General features: G+C 71.3%; 23 protein-coding genes, 1 tRNA gene and 1 pseudogene. 17 read left to right on the top strand and 8 right to left on the bottom strand.

Annotated elements, in window-relative coordinates; genetic code table 11:
• Nucleotides 1-6 precede the first annotated feature (6 nt).
• Complete coding sequence (gene hppD, locus AB0N27_RS21660; protein WP_364372602.1) at nt 7-1,212, bottom strand: 4-hydroxyphenylpyruvate dioxygenase; 1,206 nt, start codon at nt 1,210-1,212, stop codon at nt 7-9.
• Between the two features lie 130 nt (nt 1,213-1,342).
• Here hppD and AB0N27_RS21665 point away from each other — a divergent pair, with 130 nt between their 5' ends.
• The 5 genes from AB0N27_RS21665 (at nt 1,343) to AB0N27_RS21685 (ending at nt 9,772) form a co-directional block, all read left to right on the top strand.
• Complete coding sequence (locus AB0N27_RS21665; protein ID WP_364372605.1) at nt 1,343-1,834, top strand: Lrp/AsnC family transcriptional regulator; 492 nt, start codon at nt 1,343-1,345, stop codon at nt 1,832-1,834.
• Between the two features lie 79 nt (nt 1,835-1,913).
• Entirely contained in the window at nt 1,914-3,350 is a 1,437-nt protein-coding gene (locus tag AB0N27_RS21670; RefSeq protein ID WP_364372608.1) for a PQQ-binding-like beta-propeller repeat protein, read from the top strand.
• Nucleotides 3,351-3,420: 70 nt separating this feature from the next.
• Nucleotides 3,421-5,088: a fumarate hydratase gene (locus AB0N27_RS21675; RefSeq protein WP_364372611.1), complete on the top strand. Its 1,668-nt coding sequence runs from the start codon at nt 3,421-3,423 to the stop codon at nt 5,086-5,088.
• Between the two features lie 257 nt (nt 5,089-5,345).
• Nucleotides 5,346-8,327, top strand: a complete 2,982-nt coding sequence (locus AB0N27_RS21680) for a BTAD domain-containing putative transcriptional regulator (RefSeq protein ID WP_364372614.1) — start codon at nt 5,346-5,348, stop codon at nt 8,325-8,327.
• Between the two features lie 35 nt (nt 8,328-8,362).
• Nucleotides 8,363-9,772, top strand: coding sequence for a class II fumarate hydratase (locus tag AB0N27_RS21685; protein WP_364372617.1), 1,410 nt, complete (start codon nt 8,363-8,365; stop codon nt 9,770-9,772).
• Here the strand turns inward: AB0N27_RS21685 and AB0N27_RS21690 are convergent.
• The gene (locus tag AB0N27_RS21690) at nt 9,749-10,066 is read right to left on the bottom strand and encodes a hypothetical protein (RefSeq protein WP_364372620.1); all 318 of its coding nucleotides are present in this window, start codon (nt 10,064-10,066) and stop codon (nt 9,749-9,751) included. The genes AB0N27_RS21685 and AB0N27_RS21690 overlap by 24 nt on opposite strands.
• 387 nt (nt 10,067-10,453) lie before the next feature.
• Here AB0N27_RS21690 and AB0N27_RS21695 point away from each other — a divergent pair, with 387 nt between their 5' ends.
• From AB0N27_RS21695 to AB0N27_RS21705, 3 genes are all read left to right on the top strand, one after another.
• Nucleotides 10,454-11,266, top strand: coding sequence for a helix-turn-helix transcriptional regulator (locus AB0N27_RS21695; protein WP_364372622.1), 813 nt, complete (start codon nt 10,454-10,456; stop codon nt 11,264-11,266).
• Nucleotides 11,257-11,439: a DUF397 domain-containing protein gene (locus AB0N27_RS21700; RefSeq protein WP_364372625.1), complete on the top strand. Its 183-nt coding sequence runs from the start codon at nt 11,257-11,259 to the stop codon at nt 11,437-11,439. Before AB0N27_RS21695 ends, AB0N27_RS21700 begins: the two co-directional genes overlap by 10 nt.
• An 84-nt stretch (nt 11,440-11,523) precedes the next feature.
• Entirely contained in the window at nt 11,524-12,099 is a 576-nt protein-coding gene (locus AB0N27_RS21705) for a GNAT family N-acetyltransferase (protein WP_364372628.1), read from the top strand.
• Here AB0N27_RS21705 and AB0N27_RS21710 read toward each other — a convergent pair.
• The gene (locus AB0N27_RS21710; protein ID WP_364372631.1) at nt 12,066-12,611 is read right to left on the bottom strand and encodes a CGNR zinc finger domain-containing protein; all 546 of its coding nucleotides are present in this window, start codon (nt 12,609-12,611) and stop codon (nt 12,066-12,068) included. The genes AB0N27_RS21705 and AB0N27_RS21710 overlap by 34 nt on opposite strands.
• 86 nt (nt 12,612-12,697) lie before the next feature.
• Here AB0N27_RS21710 and AB0N27_RS21715 point away from each other — a divergent pair, with 86 nt between their 5' ends.
• Together AB0N27_RS21715 and AB0N27_RS21720 are read left to right on the top strand one after the other, a co-directional pair.
• A complete protein-coding gene (locus AB0N27_RS21715; RefSeq protein ID WP_364372634.1) occupies nt 12,698-13,654 on the top strand; it encodes a DMT family transporter in 957 nt (318 codons plus the stop codon).
• A 12-nt stretch (nt 13,655-13,666) separates the two neighbouring features.
• Nucleotides 13,667-13,773: pseudogene (locus AB0N27_RS21720) on the top strand (HAD family hydrolase); the annotation flags it as partial.
• Nucleotides 13,774-13,864: 91 nt separating this feature from the next.
• Here AB0N27_RS21720 and AB0N27_RS21725 read toward each other — a convergent pair.
• A complete protein-coding gene (locus AB0N27_RS21725; protein ID WP_364372637.1) occupies nt 13,865-14,818 on the bottom strand; it encodes a hypothetical protein in 954 nt (317 codons plus the stop codon).
• 236 nt (nt 14,819-15,054) lie between these two features.
• Nucleotides 15,055-15,714 carry a helix-turn-helix domain-containing protein gene (locus AB0N27_RS21730; RefSeq protein WP_364373369.1) on the bottom strand — a complete coding sequence of 220 codons (660 nt, stop codon included), beginning with the start codon at nt 15,712-15,714 and terminating at the stop codon, nt 15,055-15,057.
• Between the two features lie 114 nt (nt 15,715-15,828).
• Between AB0N27_RS21730 and cysS the strand changes: the two genes are divergently transcribed.
• Together cysS and rlmB are read left to right on the top strand one after the other, a co-directional pair.
• Nucleotides 15,829-17,244, top strand: a complete 1,416-nt coding sequence (cysS, locus tag AB0N27_RS21735) for a cysteine--tRNA ligase (RefSeq protein WP_364372640.1) — start codon at nt 15,829-15,831, stop codon at nt 17,242-17,244.
• Nucleotides 17,244-18,392, top strand: coding sequence for a 23S rRNA (guanosine(2251)-2'-O)-methyltransferase RlmB (gene rlmB, locus AB0N27_RS21740; RefSeq protein ID WP_364372643.1), 1,149 nt, complete (start codon nt 17,244-17,246; stop codon nt 18,390-18,392). Before cysS ends, rlmB begins: the two co-directional genes overlap by 1 nt.
• 231 nt (nt 18,393-18,623) lie before the next feature.
• Here rlmB and ugpC read toward each other — a convergent pair whose 3' ends face one another.
• Nucleotides 18,624-19,715, bottom strand: coding sequence for a sn-glycerol-3-phosphate ABC transporter ATP-binding protein UgpC (gene ugpC / locus AB0N27_RS21745; RefSeq protein WP_364372646.1), 1,092 nt, complete (start codon nt 19,713-19,715; stop codon nt 18,624-18,626).
• 341 nt (nt 19,716-20,056) lie between these two features.
• Here ugpC and AB0N27_RS21750 point away from each other — a divergent pair.
• A tRNA-Thr gene (locus AB0N27_RS21750) sits at nt 20,057-20,133 on the top strand.
• A 6-nt stretch (nt 20,134-20,139) separates the two neighbouring features.
• On the opposite strand, the gene AB0N27_RS21755 is transcribed toward AB0N27_RS21750, so the two are convergent.
• Nucleotides 20,140-20,775: an ABATE domain-containing protein gene (locus AB0N27_RS21755; protein ID WP_364372649.1), complete on the bottom strand. Its 636-nt coding sequence runs from the start codon at nt 20,773-20,775 to the stop codon at nt 20,140-20,142.
• 117 nt (nt 20,776-20,892) lie between these two features.
• Between AB0N27_RS21755 and AB0N27_RS21760 the strand changes: the two genes are divergently transcribed.
• The 4 genes from AB0N27_RS21760 to AB0N27_RS21775 all read left to right on the top strand — a co-directional run bounded on the left by AB0N27_RS21760 (nt 20,893) and on the right by AB0N27_RS21775 (nt 23,664).
• Nucleotides 20,893-22,035 (top strand): MFS transporter, encoded by a 1,143-nt coding sequence (locus tag AB0N27_RS21760; RefSeq protein ID WP_364372652.1) that lies wholly within the window; start codon nt 20,893-20,895, stop codon nt 22,033-22,035.
• 78 nt (nt 22,036-22,113) lie between these two features.
• Nucleotides 22,114-22,512, top strand: coding sequence for an AraC family transcriptional regulator (locus AB0N27_RS21765; protein WP_139583038.1), 399 nt, complete (start codon nt 22,114-22,116; stop codon nt 22,510-22,512).
• A 35-nt stretch (nt 22,513-22,547) separates the two neighbouring features.
• Complete coding sequence (locus AB0N27_RS21770; protein WP_364372656.1) at nt 22,548-22,967, top strand: VOC family protein; 420 nt, start codon at nt 22,548-22,550, stop codon at nt 22,965-22,967.
• A gap of 61 nt (nt 22,968-23,028) precedes the next feature.
• Entirely contained in the window at nt 23,029-23,664 is a 636-nt protein-coding gene (locus tag AB0N27_RS21775; RefSeq protein ID WP_364372659.1) for a histidine phosphatase family protein, read from the top strand.
• 10 nt (nt 23,665-23,674) lie between these two features.
• Here AB0N27_RS21775 and AB0N27_RS21780 read toward each other — a convergent pair whose 3' ends face one another.
• Nucleotides 23,675-24,208, bottom strand: coding sequence for a hypothetical protein (locus AB0N27_RS21780; RefSeq protein ID WP_364372662.1), 534 nt, complete (start codon nt 24,206-24,208; stop codon nt 23,675-23,677).
• Between the last annotated feature and the right edge of the window lie 47 nt (nt 24,209-24,255).

Consider the following 24,255-nt stretch of genomic DNA (forward strand, 5'->3'; position numbering starts at 1 on the left):
CAAGTGTTACAGGTTGCCGCGCGCTTCCTGCTCCCGCTCGATCGCCTCGAACAGCGCCTTGAAGTTGCCCTTGCCGAAGCCCAGCGAGCCGTGCCGCTCGATCAGCTCGAAGAAGACGGTGGGGCGGTCCTGCACCGGCTTGGTGAAGATCTGGAGCAGGTAGCCGTCCTCGTCCCGGTCGACCAGGATCTTGCGGGCCTTCAGCTCCTCGATCGGCACCCGCACGTTGCCGATCCGGGCGCGCAGCTCCGGGTCGTCGTAGTACGAGTCGGGGGTGTCCAGGAACTCGACACCGGCGGCCCGCATCGCGTCGACGCTTGCCACGATGTCGTTGGTGGCGACCGCAATGTGCTGGGCGCCCGGGCCCTGGTAGAACTCCAGGTACTCGTCGATCTGCGACTTCTTGCGGGCCACCGCCGGCTCGTTGAGCGGGAACTTCACCTTGCGGGTGCCGTTCGCCACGACCTTGCTCATCAGCGCCGAGTAGTCGGTGGCGATGTCGTCGCCGATGAACTCCGCCATGTTGGAGAAGCCCATCACCCGCTTGTAGAACTCGACCCACTCGTCCATCCGGCCCAACTCCACGTTGCCGACCACGTGGTCGACGGCCTGGAAGAAGCGCTTCGGCTGGATGCCGGCGTCGATCATCGGCTGCCGGTCCACGATCGGGCCACGGGCCACGAAGCCCGGCAGGAACGGGCCGGTGTAGCGGGACCGGTCGACCAGGGTGTGCCTGGTGTCGCCGTACGCGGCGATGGACGCGACCCGGACGGTGCCGTGCTCGTCGGTGATGTCGTTCGGCTCGACCAGGCCGGTCGCGCCCTGCGCGGTGGCGTGGGCGTACGCGGCGTCCACGTCGGGTACCTCGAGGGCGATGTCGATGACGCCGTCGCTGTGCTTGACGACGTGCTCCGCGCCCTTGGCGTCCGGGCGGACGGCGCCGGTGAGGACGAACCGGGCCGAGCCGCTGGTCAGCACGTACTCGGCGTAGTCCCGGAAGCCCTGCTCGGGTCCCCGGTACGCCACGCAGGTCATGCCGAAGGCGGTGGAGTAGTAGTGCGCCGCCTGCTTGGCGTTGCCGACCATGAAGTGCACGTAGTCGAGGCCCTTGACCGGGAACGGGTCGTGGCTGATGTCGTGGTCGACAGCGCCGACGAGTTGGTCGACGTCGACGTCCTCGGTCGACTGGGGTCGGTCGATCGCCTGGGTCATGGTGGCCTCCCTCGCGTACCGGCCGGCCTCGTGGGCCGGTTGTTGTCCGAAGGATCGCCGTGCCGGCATAAGGTGGGCAACTGTCGGTGTAAACGCTGGTCAGGTTGCGCATTCAGTATGGTCTGAACCCATGAAGGGTGAGCAGGCTGTACAGCTCGACGCGCTCGACGTTCGCTTGATCGAACTGCTCGCCGACGAGCCACGGATCGGGGTGCTGGAGTGCTCCCGGCGGCTCGGCGTGGCCCGGGGCACCGTCCAGGCGCGTCTCGACAAACTGGTCGACAGGGGTGTCATCGGCGGGTTCGGTCCGGAGATCTCACCCGCCGCGATCGGATTCGGGGTGACCAGCTTCGTCACCCTGGAGATCAGCCAACGGCACGGCCACGACCCGGTCACCGCCCACCTCGCGGCGATCCCCGAGGTGCTGGAGGCGCACACCATCACCGGCTCCAGCGACCTGCTCTGCCGGATCGTGGCCCGCTCCAACACCGACCTGCAACGGGTCATCGACCAGATCGTCTCGTCCGCCGGCATCACCCGGGCGTCGACGATCATCGCGCTGGCCGAGCAGATCCCGTACCGCACGCTTCCGCTGGTACGCAGCGCCGGACGGACGCTCTAACACCTTCGAGTAGAGAAAGCGCGGCGACACGGCGGCGCGGGCGTACGGAAGATCCGTGATCGTGGCTACGGTGTGCGGTGTGGCGAAGGGGAGCGTGCGCGGTGGGCTGCTGCTCGGCCTCGCCGTGGTCGTCGCCCTCGCCGCCACAGGTGTCTGGAATCCGTTCCCCGGGCTGTGGGACTGGGTCGACCGCAGCGACCCGATCTCCGAGCCGGACGTGGTCTGGCAGCAGCGGATCGGCGGCACCCCGCGCAGCGTGACAATCGCCGGCGACACGGTCGTGGTGGAGCAGCGCACCAGGGTCGAGGCCCGAAGCCTGGCCACCGGCACCCAGCTCTGGGAGCGCAAGGCGGACTGGGCGGCGGTCGCCGGCGGTGACCGTGACCCGGTCGTCGCCGTGGGCAAGTTGCTGGTCAAGGGGTACGAGCTGCTCGACCCGACCACCGGGGCGACGCGGCGGCGCGACGACGACGCGGTGGCCGTGTGGACGTACCGCAACCTGCTGCTGGACGCCAGCTGCACGGACGCCACCGACTGCACCCTGAGCGCCTGGGACCCGCGCGGCACCACCCCACTGTGGACGGCGTTCCTGCCCGGGGTGCACAGCGGCCTGCTCGCCGACAACCCGGGACTGCGCGGCACCCGCCGGCTCACCGCCCCCCGGGTCGACGACGGGGTCGCCGGCCCCGAGTCGGTGCCCCCGCTGCTCGGCTTCCCCGTCGACGGCCGGGTGCACGTCGTCGACACCGCCACCGGCCGGGTCCTGCAGAACGTGGAGCCCGGCCAGGACGAGCGGCTGTCGGTGGTGGGCGGCCGGATGTTGCGGATCGCCGCCCGCTCGCAGGATGGGTCCTGCTACTTCGCGATCTCCGCCCGGGACCCGGCGACCGGGCAGGAGGCCTGGCAGCGGGCCGGCGTCAACCTGCGGACCGCCGACAACGCCGGCTGCGCGCAGCGCGAAGACCCGCAGGGCGCGCGGAACGTGCTGATCGGCGTCGGCGCGGACGGCCGCGAGGCGGTCCTCGACGGGTACGACGGACGGCTGCTGTGGGTGGGCGAACCGGGCACCAGACTGGTCGCGGTCGACGACAGGTACGCGGTGTTCCGGGCCGCCGACAAGCGGTCGGTGACGGCCCGTGAACTCGGCACCGACCGGGTGCTGTGGACCCGCCCCGCCAGCGGCAAGGCCGGCGCCGCCCTCACGCCGTACGCGGCGCTGATCGCCGACGAGAAGCCGTCCCGGTTGACGGCGCTTGACCCGCGTACCGGGCGGGAGTTGGCAGTCGTGCGGACCTCGGCTAACGCCCTCGCGGTCGGGCCACAAGGCATGATCATCGGGGAGGGGCGGGAGATCGGTTACATCCGCTTCGGCGCCTCCGCGGGCACCCCCGGCCGGCCCGGCGACGGCGGCGTCCCGCGTCCCGGCGGCACCGGCCCCGCCGGCCCTGACGGCGGCGACAACTGCGGACCCAAACGGGAACTCTGCCCCGACCCGGACGGCGGCAAGGACGGCTGATGAGAGCGGCGTCCCAGACGCAGCCCGGCGGGTGGGAATGATCGACCGGTCTGCCCTAGGCTTGCCGCTCATGAGCAGTGCCGCCGCATTCTCGTACGCCCCCCTCCTGCCGACCGGCCCCGACCAGACGGACTACCGCCTGGTCACCGACGAGGGCGTGGACGTCGTACACGGCCCCGGGGGCCGCCGGTTCCTCACCGTGGAGCCGGCCGCGCTCACCGCGCTGACCGCCGAGGCGATGCACGACATCGCGCATTTCCTGCGCCCGGCGCACCTGGCCCAGCTCCGGTCGATCATCGACGACCCGGCCGCCTCGCCGAACGACAGGTTCGTCGCCCTGGACCTGCTGCGCAACGCCAACATCGCCGCCGGCGGCGTGCTGCCGATGTGCCAGGACACCGGCACCGCGATCGTGATGGGCAAGCGGGGCCGGCACGTGCTCACCGACGGGGCCGACGCCGAGGCCATCTCGCGGGGCGTCTACCAGGCGTACACCCGACTGAACCTGCGCTACTCGCAGCTCGCCCCGCTGACCATGTGGGACGAGCGGAACACCGGCAGCAACCTGCCCGCCCAGGTGGACCTGTACGCCGAGGACCCGGACGGGCACCCCGACGCGTACAAGTTCCTGTTCATGGCCAAGGGCGGAGGCTCGGCCAACAAGTCGTACCTCTACCAGGAGACCAAGGCGCTGCTCAACCCGACACGGATGATGCAGTTCCTGGAGGAGAAGCTGCGGCTGATCGGCACCGCCGCCTGCCCGCCGTACCACCTGGCCATCGTCATCGGCGGCACCTCCGCCGAGTACGCGCTGAAGACCGCGAAGTACGCGAGCGCCAAGTACCTCGACGCGCTGCCCACCGCCGGCTCGATGAGCGCCCACGGGTTCCGGGACCTGGAGCTTGAGGCGCAGGTGTTGGAGCTGACCCGTAACTTCGGCATCGGCGCCCAGTTCGGTGGCCGGTACTTCTGCCACGACGTACGGGTGGTCCGGCTGCCCCGGCACGGCGCCTCCTGCCCGGTGGCGATCGCCGTCTCCTGCTCCGCCGACCGGCAGGCCGTCGCCAAGATCACCCCGTCGGGCGTGTGGCTGGAGCGACTGGAGACCGACCCGGCGCGGTTCCTGCCCGACGTCACCGACGACTCCCTCGACGGTGAGATGGTCGTCCGGGTCGACCTCAACCGGCCGATGGACGAGATCCGCACCGAACTGTCGAAGTACCCGGTGAAGACCCGGCTGTCCCTGTCCGGCCCGCTTGTCGTCGCCCGGGACATCGCCCACGCCAAGATCGCCGAGCGGCTCGACGCCGGCGAACCCATGCCGCAGTACATGCGCGACCACGCCGTCTACTACGCCGGCCCCGCGAAGACCCCCGAGGGGTACGCTTCCGGCTCCTTCGGCCCCACCACCGCCGGCCGGATGGACGCCTACGTGGAGAAGTTCCAGGCCGCCGGGGGCTCGCAGGTGATGCTGGCCAAGGGCAACCGCTCGGGTCAGGTGACCAGGTCCTGCCAGCAGCACGGCGGCTTCTACCTCGGCTCCATCGGCGGCCCCGCCGCCCGCCTCGCCCAGGACTGCATCAAGCACGTCGAGGTGCTCGAGTACGCGGAGCTGGGCATGGAGGCCGTCTGGAAGATCGAGGTGGAGGACTTCCCCGCCTTCATCGTCGTCGACGACAAGGGCAACGACTTCTTCGCCGAGGTCACCAAGCCGGTGCTCACCGTCGGTCGCCGCTGACCCGACACGTACGGCGAAGGGGCATCGGGCGATCGCCCGATGCCCCTTCCTGTCATCCGTGCTGAACCGACATCGGTGCGCCCGCCCCGCTGGGTGGGGCGGGCGCACCGCCCCCGTCGGATGCCGTCACCGACAACCCGGAGCGAGTGTGCTGCGCACCGCTGTCGATCCGCTCTCAGATCACTATCGCCTGACTGCGCTGATCTGTGATCGCCGGACTACTCTGCTGAAGTTGCAACACTGATGCGGGGGAGTAGATGCGGTTCGGGATCCTGGGGCCTCTGCGGGTCGGCGGTGGCGAGTCCACCGTCACCGCCGGCCGCGACCGGATCGTCCTCGCCATGCTGCTGCTGCGCCCCGGACGGCTGGTGCCCGTCGAGGAACTGGTCGACGCGGTGTGGGAGGAGAACCCTCCGGCCACCGCCCGGGCCCAGTTGCAGACCTGCGTCTCGCGGCTGCGCCGCAGGTTCACCGAGCTGGGCCTCACCCCGGAAACCATCATCACCGACCCGGTCGGGTACGGCATCCGTACCGCCCCGAACGACCTGGACGCCGACGTCTTCGCCCGCACGGTGGAGGCCGCGCGTGCCGCCGTCGCGGCCGGCCGGTTGGGCGACGCCCGTGAGCGGTACCGCGCGGCCCTGGCGCTGTGGCGCGGACCGGCGCTCGGGGGCATCCCGAGCCGCAACATCCGTCGTCGCGCCCAGGCCCTCGACGAGCAGCGCCTCACGGTGCTGGAGGAGTGCGTCGACGTCGAGCTGCGCCTCGGGCGTGCCGCGGAGCTGATCGAGGACCTGACCGAGAGCGTCGACCAGCATCCGCTGCGCGAGCGTCTGCGCGGCCAGTTGATGCTCGCTCTCTCCTCGGTCGGCCGGCAGGCCGACGCGCTGGCGGTCTACCGGGAGGGCCGGCGGCTGTACGCCGACGAGCTGGGCATCGAACCGGGCGCCGAGTTGCAGGAGCTGCACCAGCGGGTGCTCGCGGGCGACCTGGCCCTGGTCGGTCGGGAGGCACGGTCGACGCTGCCGGTCCGTTCGCTGCCCCGCGCGATCGGTGACTTCACCGGTCGACAGGAGACGCTGAATCGCCTGGTCAAGGAGATCGAGGAGGACGGCACCCGGATCCAGCTGATCGACGGAATGGCCGGCAGCGGCAAGACGACACTCGCTGTGCACGTCGCCACCGCCCTCGCCGATCGCTACCCGGACGCCCAACTCTTCATCGACCTGCACGGGCACAGCGAACGCCGCCCGCTGACGACGGCCGCGGCCGTGGCCGCCCTGCTGCGCCAGCTCGGTGTGCCGGTCGAGCGGATACCGGAGGACACGGACGACCGGCTGGCGCTGTGGCGGACGGAGTTGGCCGGCCTGCGGGCGCTGGTGGTGCTGGACAACGCGGGCACCGCCGACCAGGTGGCCCCGCTGCTGCCCAGCGGCTCGCACTGCCTGATCCTGATCACCAGTCGTCGTCGCCTGGTCGGGCTCGACGAGGGCCGCCCGTCGTCGTTGCCAGTGCTCGACGCCGACGAGGCGATCGAACTGCTCGGCCGGGTCGCCGGCGTGGAGCGGATCGCCGCCGAACCGGAGGCGGCAGCCGAGGTGGCGCGTCGCTGTGGCCACCTGCCGCTCGCCATCCGGCTGGCCGGCGCACGCCTCGTGCACCGACCGCGCTGGCGGGTCGCCGACCTCGCCGAGCGGCTGGTCGCCGGGGCGGGTCCACTGGCCGAGCTGACCGCCGGGCAGCGTTCGGTGGGGCAGGCGTTCGCCCTGTCGTACGCGCAGGTCTCGCCACTGGCACAGCGTCTGTTTCCGTTGCTCGGCCTGTATCCGGGTGGGCGCCTGGACAGTCGGGTCGCCGCAGCCCTGGTCGAGCTGCCCCTGGCCGAAACCCAGGAACTGCTCGACGAGCTGGTCGACGCGCACCTGGTGGAGGAGGTGCAGCCGGGTCGGTACCGGTTACACGATCTGCTTCGCGAGTACGCCAGGTTGCTGCTCGTCGGCCCGGATCGGCAGGGGGAGCGCCGGGCTGCCCTCGAGCGACTGCTGGACCATCACCTGTCCGTCGCGTTGGGGATCGCCCGGACGATCGAGGCGGCGGGCAGTCGCCGCAACATCCCCGCGCACACGCCCGGCCGGCCCGACCTGGTCGCCGTTCCGGTGGCCGAGGGGCGGGCGTGGTTCGAGGAGAACCATGTCGCGCTCACCGCGCTGGTCCGGATGGCCGAGGAGGAGTCCTTCCCCGTCCATTGCTGGCAGTTGGCCCGTGCCTGCTGGCGACTCAACTTCGAGAGCGGGCACCTCGACGAGGTGATCGAGACCCACACGATCGGGCTTCGTGTCGCCGAGCGGCTGGGCGATGAGGCTGCCGTCGCCACGATGCTCAACTACGTCTCCTCGGCGTACTTCCGCCTGGCTCGCTTCCGTGAGGCGATCAAGGCGATGGAGGTGGCACTGACCCTGCGCAAACGGCTCGGCCTGCGCGGCGACGTGCTCACCACGCTGTGGAACCTGGGCATCTCGTACGCCGCGAACGGTGACCTCCATCAGGCCGAGGCGAAGTTCGACGAGGCGTTCGGCCTGCTCCGGGGGATGGACGACGTCAATGCGACGACAAACCTGCTGAACAACCTGTCGTACACGTTGATCGGCTGGGGCCGCTACGACGAGGCGCTGCGCCTGATCCGGCTGCACCTCATGCTGGCCCGGCAGGCGCAGGACCGCCGGCAGACCGAGAACGCGATGGGTCACCTCGCCATGGTCCGGCACCGGATGGGTGATCTGGGGCCCGCCCGCCGTCTGCTGCGGGTCGCGCTCCACCTCAAACGGCAGGACAGCAACCGGTTCGGCGAGGGGGAGGTGCTCAACGAGATCGGTGTGATGGAACGCGTCGCCGGAGAGCCCGAGCGTGCCGCCGCCCGACACCGGGAGGCGCTGGTGGCGATGGTGGACGCCGGTGACCGGGTCGGGCAGTGTGCCTCACGGAATCTGCTGGCCCGGTCGATCCTGGAACAGGGGGACGCCGCGAGCGCGCTCGACCTGTACCGCCGGGTTCTCGCCGACGCCAGCCGGCTCGGTGCCCGCTATGAGCAGGCCCGGGCGTTGGAGGGCATCGCCCGCAGCGTGTGGGCCACCGACCCGGCGGCTTCCCGCGTCCACCTGGAGCAGGCGCTGGCGCTGTTTCGGCAGATCGAGTCGCCGGATCGACACGAGGTGGAACGGCTGCTCGCCGAGTTGGGCTGACGGATCATCTGCGAGTCGGCCACGGGCGCGGCAGGATGGTACGCGTGACGACTCCAGAGGCGACCGGATACCGGATCGAACGCGACTCGATGGGCGAGGTGGAGGTGCCCGCCGAGGCGCTGTGGCGGGCGCAGACCCAGCGCGCGGTGCAGAACTTCCCGATCTCCGGGCGGGGCATCGAGCCGGCCCAGATCAAGGCCCTCGCGCAGATCAAGGGCGCGGCGGCCGAGGTCAACGGCGAGTTGGGCGTGATCGACGCGAATGTCGCGGCGGCCATCGCCGCCGCGGCGGCGCACGTGGCCGACGGCGGCTACGACGACCAGTTCCCGGTGGACGTTTTCCAGACCGGCTCGGGCACCTCGTCGAACATGAACACCAACGAGGTGATCGCCACCCTGGCCAGCCGTGAGCTGGGCTCGCCGGTGCACCCCAACGACCACGTCAACGCGTCCCAGTCGAGCAACGACGTGTTCCCGTCGTCGATCCACCTGGCCGCCACGCAGTTCATCGTGGAAGATCTGCTGCCGTCGCTCAACCACCTCGCCGCCGCGTTGGAGGAGAAGGCGGCGGAGTTCGAGACGGTGGTGAAGGCCGGGCGTACCCACCTGATGGACGCCACCCCTGTCACCCTCGGCCAGGAGTTCGGCGGGTACGCCGCCCAGGTGCGTTACGGCGTAGAGCGGCTGGAGGGCTCGCTACCCCGGCTGGCCGAGCTGCCGCTGGGTGGCACAGCCGTGGGCACCGGGATCAACACCCCGCTCGGGTTCGCCGCCGCAGTGATCGAGAAGTTGCGCGGGTCGACCGGGTTGCCGCTGTCCGAGGCGCGTAACCACTTCGAGGCGCAGGGGGCCCGCGACGCGCTTGTGGAGACGTCGGGGCAGTTGCGGACAGTGGCCGTCGGCCTCTACAAGGTCGCCAACGACATCCGCTGGATGGGGTCCGGCCCCCGCGCCGGCCTGCGTGAGCTGCGCATCCCCGATCTCCAGCCCGGCTCGTCGATCATGCCGGGCAAGGTCAACCCGGTCGTCGCCGAGGCGATGCGCCAGGTGTGCGCCCAGGTGATCGGCAACGACGCGACGGTCGCCTTCGCCGGCTCCCAGGGCGACTTCGAGCTGAACGTCATGCTCCCCGTGATGGGCCGCAACCTGCTGGAGTCGATCCGGCTGCTGGCCGCCGTGAGTCGGCTGTTCGCCGACCGCCTGGTGGCCGGCCTGGTCGCGGACGCCGAGGTCTGCCTGGCGTACGCGGAAGGGTCGCCGTCGATCGTCACCCCGCTGAACCGCTACCTCGGGTACGACGAGGCCGCCTCGATCGCCAAGGAGGCGCTGGCCAAGCAGACCTCCATCCGCGAGGTGGTGATCTCCCGGGGGCACGTCGACTCCGGCAAGCTCACCGAAACCCAGCTGGACGAGACCCTGGACCTACTCCGCATGACCCACCCCTGAGGCGGGGCCGCCGCGCGGTGCCGCCCAGCCGAGGAAGCGGACGAAGAGCGCTGTCGGGTCCGGCCCGTCGTGCGGGTTGAGGCGGTACAGGTCGGCCGCCGCGTCGTGCAGGACCGTGCACAGGTAGATGCTCAACGCGATCCGGTCGTGGGCGTACTCCTGGCGAAGGCTGAGCCGGGCGACCGGGCACGGCCAGGGCGCCGCGCAGACCCGGCAGAGCCAGAGCGGGCGCAGCGGCAGGTGCGGTCGACGGGGTGTGGTCGTGCGGTCGTCGTCCGGCGCGGTCCGGGGCATGCTGCGGCCTTCCTCTGGAGCTGAACCGTCTGTGGCATCACCCCGCTCGCTCTGGCGCCCGTGCCGTGCCTTGCCACGATCACGCTCGATCCTGGATCGAGGGGTATCCGCGCGCCAGGACCCCACTACTTCCAGGGTCGAGCACGATCGTGCGCAGCTCGTCGGCTTCGTCCCGGGGGTGGGACCGCCCGGCACGGGGGAGCGGGCGGTCCCGAGCGACGCCACAGATCCCGGGGGACGGGGAGCGGTGCCGCCTTCACAGTCTGGTGACCGGACGACTACGTTCGGAAGGGTTCGCCAGACCTGTCATGGCTGCCCTGTTCCCGGCCGCGCCGGCTCTGGTGATCGGCTGGAGTTGATCGTCGGCGGGTTGGAGAGTGGTTGGGCATGGCCGATGGGCAGATGACGGCGGCGGCATTCCTGGTCGCGGAGCTGCGTCGGGCGCGGGCTCGACGCGGCTGGAGTCAGGACGAGCTGGCCAGGGCTGTCAACTACTCGGCGTCGATGGTGAGCGCCGTCGAGCTGGGCCAGCAGCCGCCCACGGCCAAGTACCTCGAACTGGTCGACCGCGCCCTGGACACTGGCGGCCTCTTCGGCCGCATGTCCACGGAACTGGTCAGCCTGGACCGGGCGCAGCCATGGCTACGGGGCTGGCAGGCGATCTTCGAGCAGGCGCGGACGGTCCGGTGGTACGAGCCCCGCTACGTGCCAGGGCTCTTCCAGACGGAGGACTACGCCCGTTCGGTCTTTGAAGCTGGCGGCCTGCTCGCACCCGAGGAGGTCGACCGGCGACTGACCGACCGGATGAACCGCCAGGAGGTGCTGCACGGTGAACGGTCACCGCAGATCGTGGCTGTGCTGGACGAAGCGGTGCTGCGGAGACGGGTGGGCGGACGAAAGGTGATGCGAGACCAGACGCTGCACCTGGCAGGCATCGCGACCGGGCACCCGAGGGTGCGGCTGCACGTGGTGCCGCGATCCGCCGAGGAGTATCCGGGGCTCGGTGGGCAGTTTGCGCTCGCCACCCTGCCCGACGGCACTGAACTGGCCTATATGGAGTGTCAGGTCCGTGGGCAGGAGCTGGACCAGCCGCAGGATCTGCTGCGGTTGCAGCGGGTATGGGAGGCTACCCTGGGCGAGGCCCTGCCCCCGCAGGCTTCCATTGAGTTGATCAGCGAGGTGGCTGAGTCGTGGAGTTGATCGACGCTCGTTGGCGCAAGAGCAGCCGCAGCAACCAGGACAACAACTGCGTCGAGGTGGCTACGAATCTCGGGGGCGTGGTTGGGGTGCGGGACAGCAAGGACCCGGACGGACCCGTGCTCGTTGTCGACGCGTACTCCTGGCGGCTCTTCGTGGTCGCGCCTCCGCGCTGACCCGACCGCCTCGCCCGCGACGGCGGTCGCGGGGTCCTGGGTAAATGGCTCGACCGGTCTCCGGGCGGGCGGGATGATCCGGCCATGGGTGGAGTGCCTGCGGCGACCGAGCGGCTGCTGTTGCGGCGGTTGACGATCGCCGACGTGGACGCGCTTGTGGAGCTGGACAGCGACCCGGAGGTGATGCGCTTCCTCACCGGTGGCGTGGCCACGCCGCTCGCCACCGTCCGGGATGAGCAGTTGCCGAAGTTGCTCGCCCAGTACGAGAGGCATCCCGGGCTGGGGCGCTGGGCGGCGCTCGACCGGGGGACGGGCGACTTCCTGGGCTGGTTCGCGCTCGACCCGTCGGTCGACGGCACCGAGGCCGAGCTGGGTTACCGGCTGCGCCGCTCGGCATGGGGGCGCGGCCTGGCCACCGAGGGAGCGCGGGCGCTGGTCCGGTACGCCTTCGACCTGGTGGGCGTGCGTCGGGTCTGGGCCGAGACGATGGCGGTCAACGACCGGTCCCGGCGGGTGCTGGAGAAGGCGGGTCTGCGCCACGTGCGCACCTTCCACCTCCAGTGGGACGACCCGATTCCGGGCACCGAGCACGGCGAGGTGGAGTACGAGGTGCGGGCCGACGCCCTTCAGGAACGGCCCGCGGCCCTGCGCGCCCGGTAGGCGGTCACCGCCGCGCGGTTGCCGCAGCCGGCCTCGCAGAAGCGCCGCGACCGGTTGCGGGACAGGTCGACGACCACGTTGTCGCAGTCCGGAAACTCGCAGATCCGCAGTCGACGCAGCTCGCCGGCGCGGACCAGGTCGGCCATTGCCATCGCCGCCTCCACCGCGATGCGGGTCGCCAGCGGGGCGTCCCGGGGTACGGCGTGCAGGTGGTACGGCTCGTCGTCGTGCTCGATGAGCTGCGGCAGCGCCCGGTGCTCCAGCAGCAGGCCGTTGACCAGGGTGACGATCTCGGGTGGGTCGGCGTACCAGATGCGGCGCAGCCGGGGCCGCAGCTCCCGGACGGCGTGCAACTCGGCGTCGGTGTGCTCGTGTCGACCGCTGTAGCCGTGCCTGACGAAGAACGCGTCAAGGGCGGCGACGTCGGGGAGGAGTTCGCCGTCGCGGCCCGCCGTGTTGACGAGCGCCGCGGCGGCGATCAGCGAACACTCGGTGTCATGAGCGAAAAGCAACTTGACTCCTGTCACAGGCTACGCCTAGCGTCATGGGCACAAGGATAGTTTGCTCATGACACCCGTGTCGTACCGAGGAGCGCGAGATGCACCGACGACCCGCCGCCGCCGGGGCAGCGCTGGCGCTGCTCTCCGCTGTCACCTTCGCCACCTCGGGCACCTTCGCGCGCTCCCTCATCGAGGCCGGCTGGTCGGCCGAGGCCGCCGTCATCGCCCGGGTCGGCATCGCCGCCCTGGTGCTGGCGATCCCCGCAGTGCTGTCGCTGCGCGGCAGATGGGACGTGCTGCGGCGGAACACCACGGCGATCGCCATGTTCGGGCTGCTCGGGGTCGCGCTGGCCCAGGCCTGCTTCTTCAACGCCGTGCGCTACCTGCCGGTCGGCGTCGCGCTGCTGCTGGAATACCTAGGCATCATCCTCGTCGTCGGCTGGATGTGGCTGCGCCACGGGCAGCGTCCCCGCCAGCTCACAGTTGTCGGCTCGGTGGCCGCCCTGGCCGGACTGGCGTTCGTGCTGGACCTCGCCGGCAACGCCGACTTCGACCCGGTGGGCGTGCTCTGGGGGCTGGGCGCCGCGCTCGGCCTGGCCGGCTACTTCGTCCTCGCCGGCCGCGTCGACCCCCGGCTGCCCTCCGTCGCCATGGCCAGCGGCGGCATGGCCGTCGGCGCCGCCGTACTGCTCCTGATCGGGCTCACCGGTGTGCTGCCGCTGCACGCCACCTTCGGCGAGGTCACCTTCGCCGGGCAGCGCACCAGCTGGCTCCTGCCCATCGTCGGGCTCTCCCTGGTCGCCGCCGTCGTCGCGTACCTGGCCGGGGTCGCCGGCACCCGGATCCTCGGGCCCCGGCTGTCCTCGTTCGTGGGGCTGACCGAGGTGCTCTTCGCGGTGCTCATCGCCTGGCTGCTCCTGGACGAACTGCCCACCGCCTGGCAGTTGTTCGGAGGCGCGCTGATCGTCGCCGGGGTCGCGCTCGTACGCCTCGACGAACTGCGCGCCTCGCCCGCACCTGCCCCACCCGAGCCCGCGCTGGCGGCCAACCGCTGAGACAGTGACGAAGTGCTGACCACAGTGGTGTTCGACGCTGACGAGACCCTGCTGGACCTGCGCCCCGCGGTGACCGGTGCGCTGGCCGCCGTCCTCGACGAGATGCTCGCCGCCTGTCATTGATCGACTCCGTATCGGCGATCTGGCGGGCTGCGGCCCTGTCTGATGCCCCCATGTCGGTGGGCTGGAGTTGATTGAGCGCCCGGGCGCTCACCGACGCCAGCCGCGGGACAACAACGCTGATCTGACCTCCCCCAGGACGGCCGGGAAGTCGTTGTGCAGCCGTCGACCGGTGACGTGCAGGATCAACCACCCCGCACCCACGAGCAGGTTGAGCCGACGGCGGTCACGGTGTAGTTGCTCCGGATCGGAGTGCCACCGGCCGTCGTACTCGACGGCGACCCGGAACTCTGGCCAGGCCAGGTCGGGATGCAGCACGAGCCCGCCGGCCACGCGGATCGGGTGCTGGGTCACCGGCCGGGGAAGCCCGCCCAGCACCAGACGTACCCGTAGCTGCGACTCGGGGGGCGACTGCGCGCCCTGATCGGCCAGGCCGAAGACCCATGTCGCCCGGCGGCCGCCCGGCCGGTCCGCGTTGGCGGTGCCGACGGTCGTCAGCGCCGCCTGGGTGGTCAGGCCGCACGCCAGGAGCGAGTCGATGATCGGGACGGCGCGCAACGGATCCAGCCAGACAGCCGTCTCCCAGGCTGCCGAGGTGGGGTCTGTGCGGCGCGGTGCGATGGCGCCTCCTACGTCGCCGGTCGGTGGGAGGAGGGGTGGGGCGGCGGCCGGACTCGCGCCGGTGAGTGCCGGCGCGTCGGCGCCGAGCAGATGCACGCGAAGCCGGCGTTGGGAGTCGACCCGACAAGCCTTCGGCACCAGGACGTGTACGTCGTCGTCGAACCCCGCGGCGTGCTCGACGCCGTGCAGGTAGGCCGACGACGGGCCGGCGATCACTGCCTCGGGTGGCAGCCGCAACGCCGCTGCCCGGCAGGCCAGCGCGTGGTCGCGGTCGAGGCGCGCGTCGGCGTACACGTCGTGCCGCAGGCGGATCCAGGACGAGCCACGTAGCTGGTGTCGGGTGGCCAGGCCCTGTCGGATCACGTCCGAGCCGCGGAAGACCTGCCAGGCGAGGGCCGGAGGCCGGTGGGGACGAGGAGGCATGTGCCCAGACTCGGACCTCCGCCCCGGCGCCCGATACCCCTGTGGACAGCGCCGGGGAGGCCGCCCGAGCGTGCCTGTGGATGACCACCGGACACCCGGTTCGGGGTGCTATACGGCGAGATCAACACCATATCGGCGTAGTGGCGGTATCGATTGGCGGAGATACCGCCACATCGGCGATCTCGAGTCGATCAAGGCTGCGGGTCCGGGTTGGCGGGTCAGGGTCAGGGTCAGGGTCAGCGGAGGGCGGCGGCGACGGCCATGGCGGCGGCCCGTACCTGCGGGCCGACCAGTCCGACGTCCAGCGGGGCGAGGGCCACCACGCCCACGCTCGCCTCCAACCCGGGTACGCCGAGCACCGGCGCGGCCACCCCGTACGCCCCGGACTGCAACTCCCCGCTGCTGCTCACCGGCTCCGCCACACCGGCCCGGCCGGCCAGGATGGCCCGCCCCGCCGCCCCCCGATCCAGCGGATGCCGCGCCCCCGTCCGGTACGCCACGTGGAACGACGTCCAGCTCGGCTCGACCACGACCAGTGCGACGCCCTCGCCGCCCTCGACGACGGTCAGGTGCGCGGTCGCGCCGGCCTGCTCGGCCAGCCGACGCAGGGCTGGCAGCGCGCCCTCGGCGAGCAGTGGTTGGGCCCTGCGGGCCAGGTGCAGCACCCCTGCGCCGAGGCGGAGCCGCCCGTCGGCGTCGCGGCGCAGCATTCCGTGCCCGGTCAGCGGGCCGACCAGCCGGTAGACGGCGGCCCTGCCGATCCCCAGCCGAGTCGCGGCCTCGGTGACGGTGAGGCCGCCCGGTGCGTCGGCGACCAGGTGCAGCAGCCGCAGCCCCCGGTCCAGCGTCTGCGCGGTCTCCCCACCCCGCCCGGCGACCACGTCGGCCGACGCCACGACAGCCTCGGCGCTGGCGGGTGGCTCACCGGAGCGTGCTGTCGCATCCACGTCTGGCAGCGTACGACCCGGCACCGGCGGATCCGGACAGGCGTGGACGGCTACCCTTGTACGGTGACGCTACGCCTGTATGACACCGCCACCCGATCGGTGCGGGACTTCGTCCCGCGGGAAGCCGGCAAGGTGGGGGTCTACCTGTGTGGTCTCACCCTCCAGGCGCCGCCGCACATCGGCCATCTTCGCTCCGGCGTCAACTACGACGTGTTGCGCCGCTGGTTGCTGGCCGCCGGTTACGAGGTCACATTCATCCGCAACGTGACCGACATCGACGACAAGATCCTGGTCAAGGCGGGCGAGCAGGGTCGGCCGTTCTGGTCGATCGCGTACGCCAACGAGTTGATCCTCGCCGAGTCGTACCGGGCGTTGAACGTGCTGCCGCCCACCTACGAGCCGCGCGCCACCGGGCACGTCCCGGAGATGCACGAGCTGATCACCAAGTTGATCGACGATGGGCACGCCTATCCGGCCACCGACGGTTCCGGTGACGTCTACTTCGAGGTGGCGTCCTGGCCGGCGTACGGGTCGCTGTCGGGTCAGTCCCCGGACGCGATGCAGTCGGCCGGTGACGCCCCCGACCGGGGCAAGCGTGACCCGCGCGACTTCGCCCTGTGGAAGGGCGCCAAGCCGGACGAGCCGGCGGACGCTTACTGGCCGTCGCCGTGGGGGTTGGGCCGCCCGGGCTGGCACATCGAGTGCTCGGCCATGTGCTGGCGTTACCTGGGCCCGGAGTTCGACATCCACGGCGGCGGTCTGGACCTGACGTTCCCGCACCACGAGAACGAGATCGCCCAGTCCCAGGCGGCGGGGCTGCCGTTCGCCCGCTACTGGGTGCACCACGGGCTGCTCAGCATCGGCGGGGCCAAGATGGGCAAGTCGGCGGGCAACGCGCTGGGCCTGGCGTACGTGGACTCGCTTGGCGTACGGCCGGTGGAGCTGCGCTACTACTACGCCGCCGCCCACTACCGCTCGGTGATCGACTACTCGGAGGATTCGCTGCGCGACGCGGCCACCGCGTACCGCCGGATCGAGGGTTTCGTCCAGCGGGCCGCCGAGCGGGTAGGCGTCGGGCAGCTCGGCGAGCTTCCGGCCGGTTTCGTCGCCGCCATGGACGACGACCTCAACACGTCCGCTGCCCTGGCCGTGCTGCAACAGCACATCCGGGACGGCAACACCGCGCTCAGCGTCGGTGACGATGTGACCGTCCGCACCACCCTGGCCGTGGTGCGGGCAATGCTGGATATCCTCGGCATCGACCCCCTCGACCCGGCGTGGACCGGTGGCGGCCGCTCGGATGACCTGCGCGCCGTGGTGGACTCCCTGATCGCGCTGGCCCTGGAGCAGCGCGCGCAGGCCCGGGGCCGCAAGGACTGGACCGCCGCGGACGCCGTACGCGACCAGCTCAAGCTGGCCGGCGTGGTGGTCGAGGACACCCCCCAGGGCCCCCGTTGGACTATTGGAGAGCAGGACTGATGGCCGGCAACTCGCAGCGCCGTGGCCGGCGACTGACGCCGAAGGCGGGTGCCCCCAAGGGCTCCGGCGGCAAGAACAAGGACTCCCTGACCGGTCGGGGGCGTACGCTGCCCGCCGACGAACGACCGTGGCACAAGGGTTACTCGGGCACCGAGAAGCTGCCCCAGCGCACCGCCTGGAAGCAGGACAAGGAGCGCCGGGCGGCGGCCGAGGAGGGGCGTGCCCCGAAGATCGGTCAGCCGGGCAGCAAGGACACCACCTGGGGCAAGGGCGGCGGCCGGGGCGTACCGGGCAGTCGGGGTGGCGTGGCCGGCCGCGGTGGCGCCGCCGGACGGGGCGGCAAGCCCGTCGGCCGCGGTGGCCCCCGGGTCGCGCCCGGGCGCAAGTCCAACCCGTCGAAGGACACCCCGGAACTGCTGGTCGGGCGCAACCCGGTGCTGGAGGCGCTGCGCGCCCAGGTGCCGGCGACGGCGCTCTACACGGCCCAGGGCATCGACATGGACGACCGGATCAACGAGATCATCCGGACCGCCGCGGACCGGGGCATCGCCAACCTGGAGATCAGCCGCGCCGAACTGGACCGGATGACCGGCGGGGTGCTGCACCAGGGCGTCGGGTTGCAGGTGCCGCCCTTCGCGTACCAGCCGTTCGACGACATGGTCGCCGCCTCCCTGGAGCAGCAGGCGCCGCTGCTCGTCGCCCTGGACGGGGTCACCGACCCGCGCAACCTGGGCGCGGTGATCCGTTCGGCCGCCGCGTTCGGCGCGCAGGGTGTCTTCGTACCCGAGCGGCGGGCCGCCGGTATCACCGCGACCGCTTGGCGGACCAGCGCCGGCGCGGCCGCGCGGGTGCCGGTGGCGCAGGTGACCAACCTGACCCGCTCGTTGAAGGCGTGCCGCGACGCCGGCTTCATGGTGGTCGGCCTGGACGCCGACGGCGACACCGACCTGTACGACCTGGAGGCAGCCGTCGGTCCGCTCGTGGTGGTGGTCGGCTCCGAGGGGCGCGGGCTGTCCCGGCTGGTCGGTGAGACCTGCGACCTGACCGTCAGCATCCCGATGATCTCCGAGGTGGAGTCGCTCAACGCCAGCGTGGCGGCCGCCGTCACCCTGGCCGAGGTCGCCCGCCGGCGCTCGATCGAGCTGTAGTCACGTCGACGAGGCCCCTCCCCGACGCCGGGGAGGGGCCTCGTCGTGTGCCTAGATCTGGCGGGTCCAGGCGACGAAGAGCAGCGCCCCGGCCAACGCCGTCAGCAGTGTGGTCGGGATCAGCCAGCGCGGGCGCGGCTCCCCGTCGAGGCCGGCGGGGAGTCGACCCGGCCGGTACGACGAAAGGGGCGGCCCGCCGAAGCGGACCGCCCCTTTCGGTACTGCGTTACGTCAGATCCGGCTGCCCGTGGCGGCGTGGAAGACGTGGCTGCGGCCGGTACGCGGCTTGACGAACACGGTGTCACCCATGTTCGGCATGCTGCGCCGGTCGGTGCGGACGACGAAGCGCTCCGAGTTGCCACCCAGCGCGGCGTGACCGTAGACGTTTGCGTCCGAGCCGAGGTCCTCGACCAGCTCGACGACGACGGGCATGCCGCCCTCGGTCGGGCTGACCAGGTCGCAGTCCTCCGGGCGGAAGCCCACGGTCACCTTGCCGTCGCCGCCCTCGGCGCGGGCCGCGGCGACCTGCTCGCGGGTCAGCGGGATGTGCAGCTCGGCGAACTCGGCGCCCTGCTCGTTCAGCGGAACGGTCTTGATGTTCATGGCGGGGGAGCCCATGAAGCCGGCGACGAAGACGTTGGCCGGGGTGTCGTAGAGCGCCCGCGGGGTGTCCACCTGCTGGAGGACGCCGTCGAGCAGCACGGCCACCCGGTGACCCATGGTCATGGCCTCGACCTGGTCGTGCGTGACGTACACGGTGGTGACGCCCAGCTTGGCCTGGAGCGACGCGATCTGCGTACGGGTCTGCACACGCAGCTTGGCGTCGAGGTTCGACAGCGGCTCGTCCATGAGGAAGACCTGCGGCTCGCGGACGATCGCGCGGCCCATGGCGACACGCTGACGCTGACCGCCGGAGAGCGCCTTCGGCTTGCGGCTGAGGAACTCCTCCAGCTGGAGCAGCCCGGCCGCCTCCTTGACGCGACGGTCGATCTCCGACTTGGAGGTCTTGCGCAGCTTCAGGGCGAACGCCATGTTCTCGTACACAGTCATGTGCGGGTAGAGGGCGTAGTTCTGGAAGACCATCGCGATGTCGCGGGCCTTCGGGGGGAGGTGGGTGACGTCGCGCTGGTCGATGTAGATCGAGCCGGCGTCCACGTCCTCCAGGCCGGCGAGCATCCGCAGGCTCGTGGACTTGCCGCAACCGGAGGGGCCGACGAGGACGAGGAACTCGCCGTCGCCGATCTCGAGGTCCAGCTCGTTGACGGCGGGACGCTCGGTGCCCGGGTAGATCCGGGACGCCTTGGAATAGGTGACCGTAGCCATGGTGAAGCGCTTCCTTTCACCGGCAGGAACGTGCCGGACGATCCGAGTGAAGGAGCGACAGGCACGTGTCCGTGCCGGTCAGCGGACGGCGGCCAGGTCGCGGGGGCGGCCGGGTTGTCGTCCGTGTCACTGCACCGTAAACGGCTTTCCCCGCGCTGCCAAGGCGGGGGAGGGTCGAACGTGGGCCATCAGCTACGCATTCCGGTCAGTCGGGCACGGTAGACCATCAATCGACTTGTCGTCATACCAATGGGCGTCGGGTTCTTGACGTTTCCCGTGCTCGGGAGCCCTCGCGAGCGGGATATCCGGACGTCACTCGCTATGCTGACCACGACGCACGCGCCCCTGTAGCTCAGCTGGCCAGAGCACTCGCCTTGTAAGCGAGATGTCGCCGGTTCGATCCCGGCCGGGGGCTCCAATTTCATCAGGCTTTTCTCGGAGCGGCACCGCCGCGGGTGCGCCTCGCGGCGACGTAGCGGCGCATCTTCTCGGCGGTTCCGCAGTCGTCCATGCTGCACCAGCGGCGACTGCGGTTCTTGCTCTCGTCGTTGAAGAGGAAGCGGCAGCCGCCGCATCCCTTGATCCGGTCCAGCGCTCCCGTGGTGAGCAGCTGGACCGCCGCGTGCACCACCTGCCGTAGGGGCCGGGCGAGTGTGTGGTCATCTCGCCAGACCCACGCGTACGTGCTCCCGCCCTCGAGCTGCGCGTGGCCGAGCGCGTCCGCCTCGTCGTCCCGCAGCCGGCCCAGCGCAGCCGCGCCGGGAGCCCCGCCGGCGGCGAGCGACCGGAATATGTCGTCGAGGTAGTCGCGGGTGCCCAGCGCTCGCGTGAAGGCGGCGCGAGCGCCGTCCGGATCGGCGCGGGCCAGTCGGCGTAGCGCTGTCGCCTCCGACCCGGTGAGGGCGCCCGCGTACGCGCCCCAGGCGACCAGCTCCGGATAGCCCGTGAGCACGTCGTCGTCGGACGGCCCGACGGGTGGACCGGTGCGGCTGTTGACGAAGTCCAGGGCGAGGTTGCCGCCCACCAGGTGCATCCGCGTGACGTCCTCGACTGTTTCCATCAAAACGCACTTTACCAGTTGACCACTGTGAGGGCCCTCACTAACCTGTTTCTGGCGTACCGGGTTTAGCCGGAAACAGTTGGGGGATGGATGGGTCAGTGGCGAGCAGTGGGAGCGTTGATCGGCTTGTCCGGCGGCACGTTCCTCTACACCACCGCCGAGGCACTGCCCATCGGCCTGCTGCTCCCGATGGCAGCCGACCTCGCCGTCGCGCCGTCGCGGGTGGGCTTGCTCGTCACCGCGTACGGCGCGGTGGTCGTTGTCGCCTCGATCCCGTTGACGGCGCTGGCCAGGAGAGTTCCTCGCCGGCGACTCCTGTCGGCGCTCCTGGCCGGTTTCGTCGTCAGCACCGCGATCACGGTGTTCGCGAGCACGTTCGCGCTGCTGCTGGCGGCCAGGATGGCGACCGCGGCGACCCACGCGTTGTTCTGGGCGGTGGTGGTGCCGGCCGCGGCCGAGCTGTTCCGACCCGGGCTACGCGGCCGAGTGGTCGCGATCGTGTTCGCAGGTGGCAGCGTGGCTCTGGTCCTGGGCGTGCCCGCGGGCACCTGGCTGGGCGAACGCGCTGGCTGGCGGGTGTCGTTCCTGGCGGTGGCCGGACTCGGCGCGATCGTGCTCGTCGCGGTGGCCTCGCTCCTGCCGTCGACGCCGCCCGAGCAGGGGCACGCCGCCCGGGGTGAGACACCCGACGTCTACCGCTTCTGGCTGCTCGTCGCGGTGGCCATCCTGACGACCGCAGGTGCCATCGCCGCATACACCTATGTCGCCCTCTTCGTCACCGAGGTCAGCGGTTTCGCCGCCTCGTCGGTCGGGGTCATCCTGCTGGTGCGCGGCGTCGCGAGCGTGCTCGGGATCATCGCTGTCGGAGCGGTGGTGGACCGCAGTCCGTGGCTCGCCCTGGTCGCGACCATCGTGCTCCAGTCGGTGGCACTGCTCGGGCTGTACGCGGTCGGCCACCAGCCGGCGGTCGCCGTGGGCCTGCTCGCTCTGGCAGGACTGGCGTTCGCGGCGTTCACCGCGGTGCTCGGCGGCGTCGTTCTTCAGGTGGCGCCCGGACGCTCCGACCTCGCCGCCGCCACGGTCTCTGCCGCCGTCAACGTCGGCATCACAGGCGGTGCCCTGGTCGCCGGCCTCGCGCTACCGAGCCACGGCGTGCACAGCACGGTGCTGCTCGGCGCCCTGCTCGGCGTCGTCGCCCTGATGCTGGCCGCCGGTGGCTTCACCGGCCGGGTCACCGGCGCCGTCGCACCGCAACGCTGAGCGCCCAACTGGTCCCCTGCACTGTCCCCGCCCGGCGGTAGCCTTGGCCGGGCAACGAGCCGAGCGGGACGGGGGCCGATGAGTCGCGCGGTGGAGGAGTCGAACCGGGCGATGCTGCGTGCCCGGGACGCGATGGACCGGGCGTACGCCGAGCCGCTGGACATTCCGGCGTTGGCCAGGATCGCGCACGTCTCGGAGGCCCATTTCATCAGGACATTCCGGGCCACGTTCGGTGAGACCCCGCACCGCTACCTGCAACGCCGCCGGGTGGAGCGGGCGATGTGGCTGCTGGTGGAGACCGAGCGGGACGTGACCGACATCTGTTTCGCGGTCGGCTTCAGCAGCCTGGGCACGTTCAGCCGGACGTTCCGGCAGATCGTCGGTGAGTCGCCGACCGGCTTCCGTCGACGCGCCACGCCGACGAACGTGCCGTCCTGCTTCACCAAGGCCTGGACCAGACCGATCAGTTTTGGATAAGCAGCAGGTCAGGGGCGACCTCTAGCGTCATGGGCATGACGATGAACGCGATCAGCCGCTCCCAGATCTACGTCCTCGACCAGGACGAGGCGCTCGACTTCTACGTGCACAAGCTCGGCATGGAGGTCAACACCGACCAGGACCTCGGTTTCATGCGGTGGTTGACGGTCAACCTGCCCGGCGACCCGGAGCGCGAGATCCTGTTGGAGAAGCCAGGCCCGCCGGCGCTCGACCCGGCCACCGCCGAGCAGGTCCGCGAGCTGCTCACCAAGGGCGCCCTGGGCGGGTACCTGTTCATGACCACCGACGACGCCCGTAAGACGCACGAGGATCTCGTGGCGAAGGGCGTCGAGATCACCGACGAGCCGACCGAGCGCCCGTACGGGATCGACTTCGGCATCCGCGACCCCTTCGGCAACAAGATCCGCATCGGACAGATGTTCCCGCGGGGCTAGTCAGCCGTTGGCCGGGAGGCGCGGGGTCGATCCCGCGCCTCCCGATGTGGTTGGGTGGGCCATGATCACCCGTCTGTTGTATCTGGCCCGACATGGTGAGCAGGACTTGACCGGGGCGGATGATTCGGAGGAGCCGGACTCCGGCCTGTCCGAGCGCGGCCGGAGGCAGGCTGCGTTGCTCGGCGAGCGCCTGCGGGGCCGCCAGTTCGCCGCCGTGCACCACGGGCCACTGCTCCGGGCCGCGCAGACCGCCGATCTGGTCGCCGCGTCGCTGCCGGGGGTTCCGGTGTGCGCGACCGAGTTGGCCGGCGACCACCTCCCGCACGACACGGATCCGGCTGACCTGCCGCCCGCGTACGCCAATTTCCTGGCCCAGTTCCCGCCGGCCGCGCGGGTCGACGGGCCGCGGGTGACGGCGGCGGCGGTCCGCCGTTTCACCGGGCCGGTCGACGGCGACGGAGGCAGCGAGCCGGTGCGTGAGCTGGTCGTGACGCACAACTTCCTGATCGGCTGGCTGGTCCGGCACGCGCTCGACGCGCCGGAGCGGCGGTGGCTGGGCGTGAACTCGCACAACGCAGGGCTGACCGTGATCCGGTACGGGCCGGCCGGCCCACCGAACCTGGTCGCCTTCAACGACGTGGCGCACCTGCCGTCGGAGCTGCGGGGCACCGGCCTGCCTGCGGACTATTTGGTGTGAGTGCCGACGGTCAGTCGGTGGCGCGCAGGATCAGATCGACCAGGGCGCGGGTGGCAGGTGGTGGGGTGGTCTCGCCGGGGCAGTCGACGTACCCGGTCTCGATGGCGCCGACGGTCAACCGGTAGCTGAACGCGTCCGCGCATCCGCTCGGGGCGGCCGTCAGGCGTGCCTCGGCGGCGAGGCGGGGGTCGGCGACGAGCCCACCCAGCCGACCGAGGTCTGCGGTGTCGAGTTGGCCGGCACGCCGGCTGCCGGCCCGGTCGACGGCCGTCCACCGGCCGTCCGGTTCGACGGTGACGGCGTCGCCGCGCCCGGCGAAGCCGCCGGAGCGCCGCAGCGTCACCTGGGGGGCCACGCCGCTGGCCGTGGGGGCGCCGGTGGGGACGACGGTCGGTGGGGAGTCGGTGGCCGCGACGGTCGGGGACGGGCCGGTGGTGGCGGGCGGCTGGTCCGGGGGATTGCCGCCCTGATCGGCGCTGGTGCAGCCGGCCAGGAGGGCGACCAGGAGCGCGACGGTGGCGCCGGTTGTCGAGGCGGATCTCATGTCCGTCGGACGCGTGGCGCCGATCCCCGGTTCCCTGTCACAACCCT

Source organism: Micromonospora sp. NPDC093244, assembly GCF_040683695.1.
In the GTDB taxonomy this organism is placed as follows: domain Bacteria; phylum Actinomycetota; class Actinomycetes; order Mycobacteriales; family Micromonosporaceae; genus Micromonospora.

Coding starts and splice junctions, on each gene's coding strand:
- AB0N27_RS21690 (WP_364372620.1), bottom strand. CDS start 10,066: ATGCCCCGGACCGCGCCGGACGACGACCGCACGACCACACCCCGTCGA.
- AB0N27_RS21755 (WP_364372649.1), bottom strand. CDS start 20,775: ATGGAAACAGTCGAGGACGTCACGCGGATGCACCTGGTGGGCGGCAAC.
- hppD (WP_364372602.1), bottom strand. CDS start 1,212: ATGACCCAGGCGATCGACCGACCCCAGTCGACCGAGGACGTCGACGTC.
- AB0N27_RS21725 (WP_364372637.1), bottom strand. CDS start 14,818: ATGCCTCCTCGTCCCCACCGGCCTCCGGCCCTCGCCTGGCAGGTCTTC.
- AB0N27_RS21770 (WP_364372656.1), top strand. CDS start 22,548: ATGACGATGAACGCGATCAGCCGCTCCCAGATCTACGTCCTCGACCAG.
- AB0N27_RS21780 (WP_364372662.1), bottom strand. CDS start 24,208: ATGAGATCCGCCTCGACAACCGGCGCCACCGTCGCGCTCCTGGTCGCC.
- AB0N27_RS21765 (WP_139583038.1), top strand. CDS start 22,114: ATGAGTCGCGCGGTGGAGGAGTCGAACCGGGCGATGCTGCGTGCCCGG.
- rlmB (WP_364372643.1), top strand. CDS start 17,244: ATGGCCGGCAACTCGCAGCGCCGTGGCCGGCGACTGACGCCGAAGGCG.
- AB0N27_RS21695 (WP_364372622.1), top strand. CDS start 10,454: ATGGCCGATGGGCAGATGACGGCGGCGGCATTCCTGGTCGCGGAGCTG.
- AB0N27_RS21675 (WP_364372611.1), top strand. CDS start 3,421: ATGAGCAGTGCCGCCGCATTCTCGTACGCCCCCCTCCTGCCGACCGGC.
- AB0N27_RS21715 (WP_364372634.1), top strand. CDS start 12,698: ATGCACCGACGACCCGCCGCCGCCGGGGCAGCGCTGGCGCTGCTCTCC.
- AB0N27_RS21685 (WP_364372617.1), top strand. CDS start 8,363: ATGGTACGCGTGACGACTCCAGAGGCGACCGGATACCGGATCGAACGC.
- AB0N27_RS21665 (WP_364372605.1), top strand. CDS start 1,343: ATGAAGGGTGAGCAGGCTGTACAGCTCGACGCGCTCGACGTTCGCTTG.
- AB0N27_RS21705 (WP_364372628.1), top strand. CDS start 11,524: ATGGGTGGAGTGCCTGCGGCGACCGAGCGGCTGCTGTTGCGGCGGTTG.
- ugpC (WP_364372646.1), bottom strand. CDS start 19,715: ATGGCTACGGTCACCTATTCCAAGGCGTCCCGGATCTACCCGGGCACC.
- AB0N27_RS21680 (WP_364372614.1), top strand. CDS start 5,346: ATGCGGTTCGGGATCCTGGGGCCTCTGCGGGTCGGCGGTGGCGAGTCC.
- AB0N27_RS21775 (WP_364372659.1), top strand. CDS start 23,029: ATGATCACCCGTCTGTTGTATCTGGCCCGACATGGTGAGCAGGACTTG.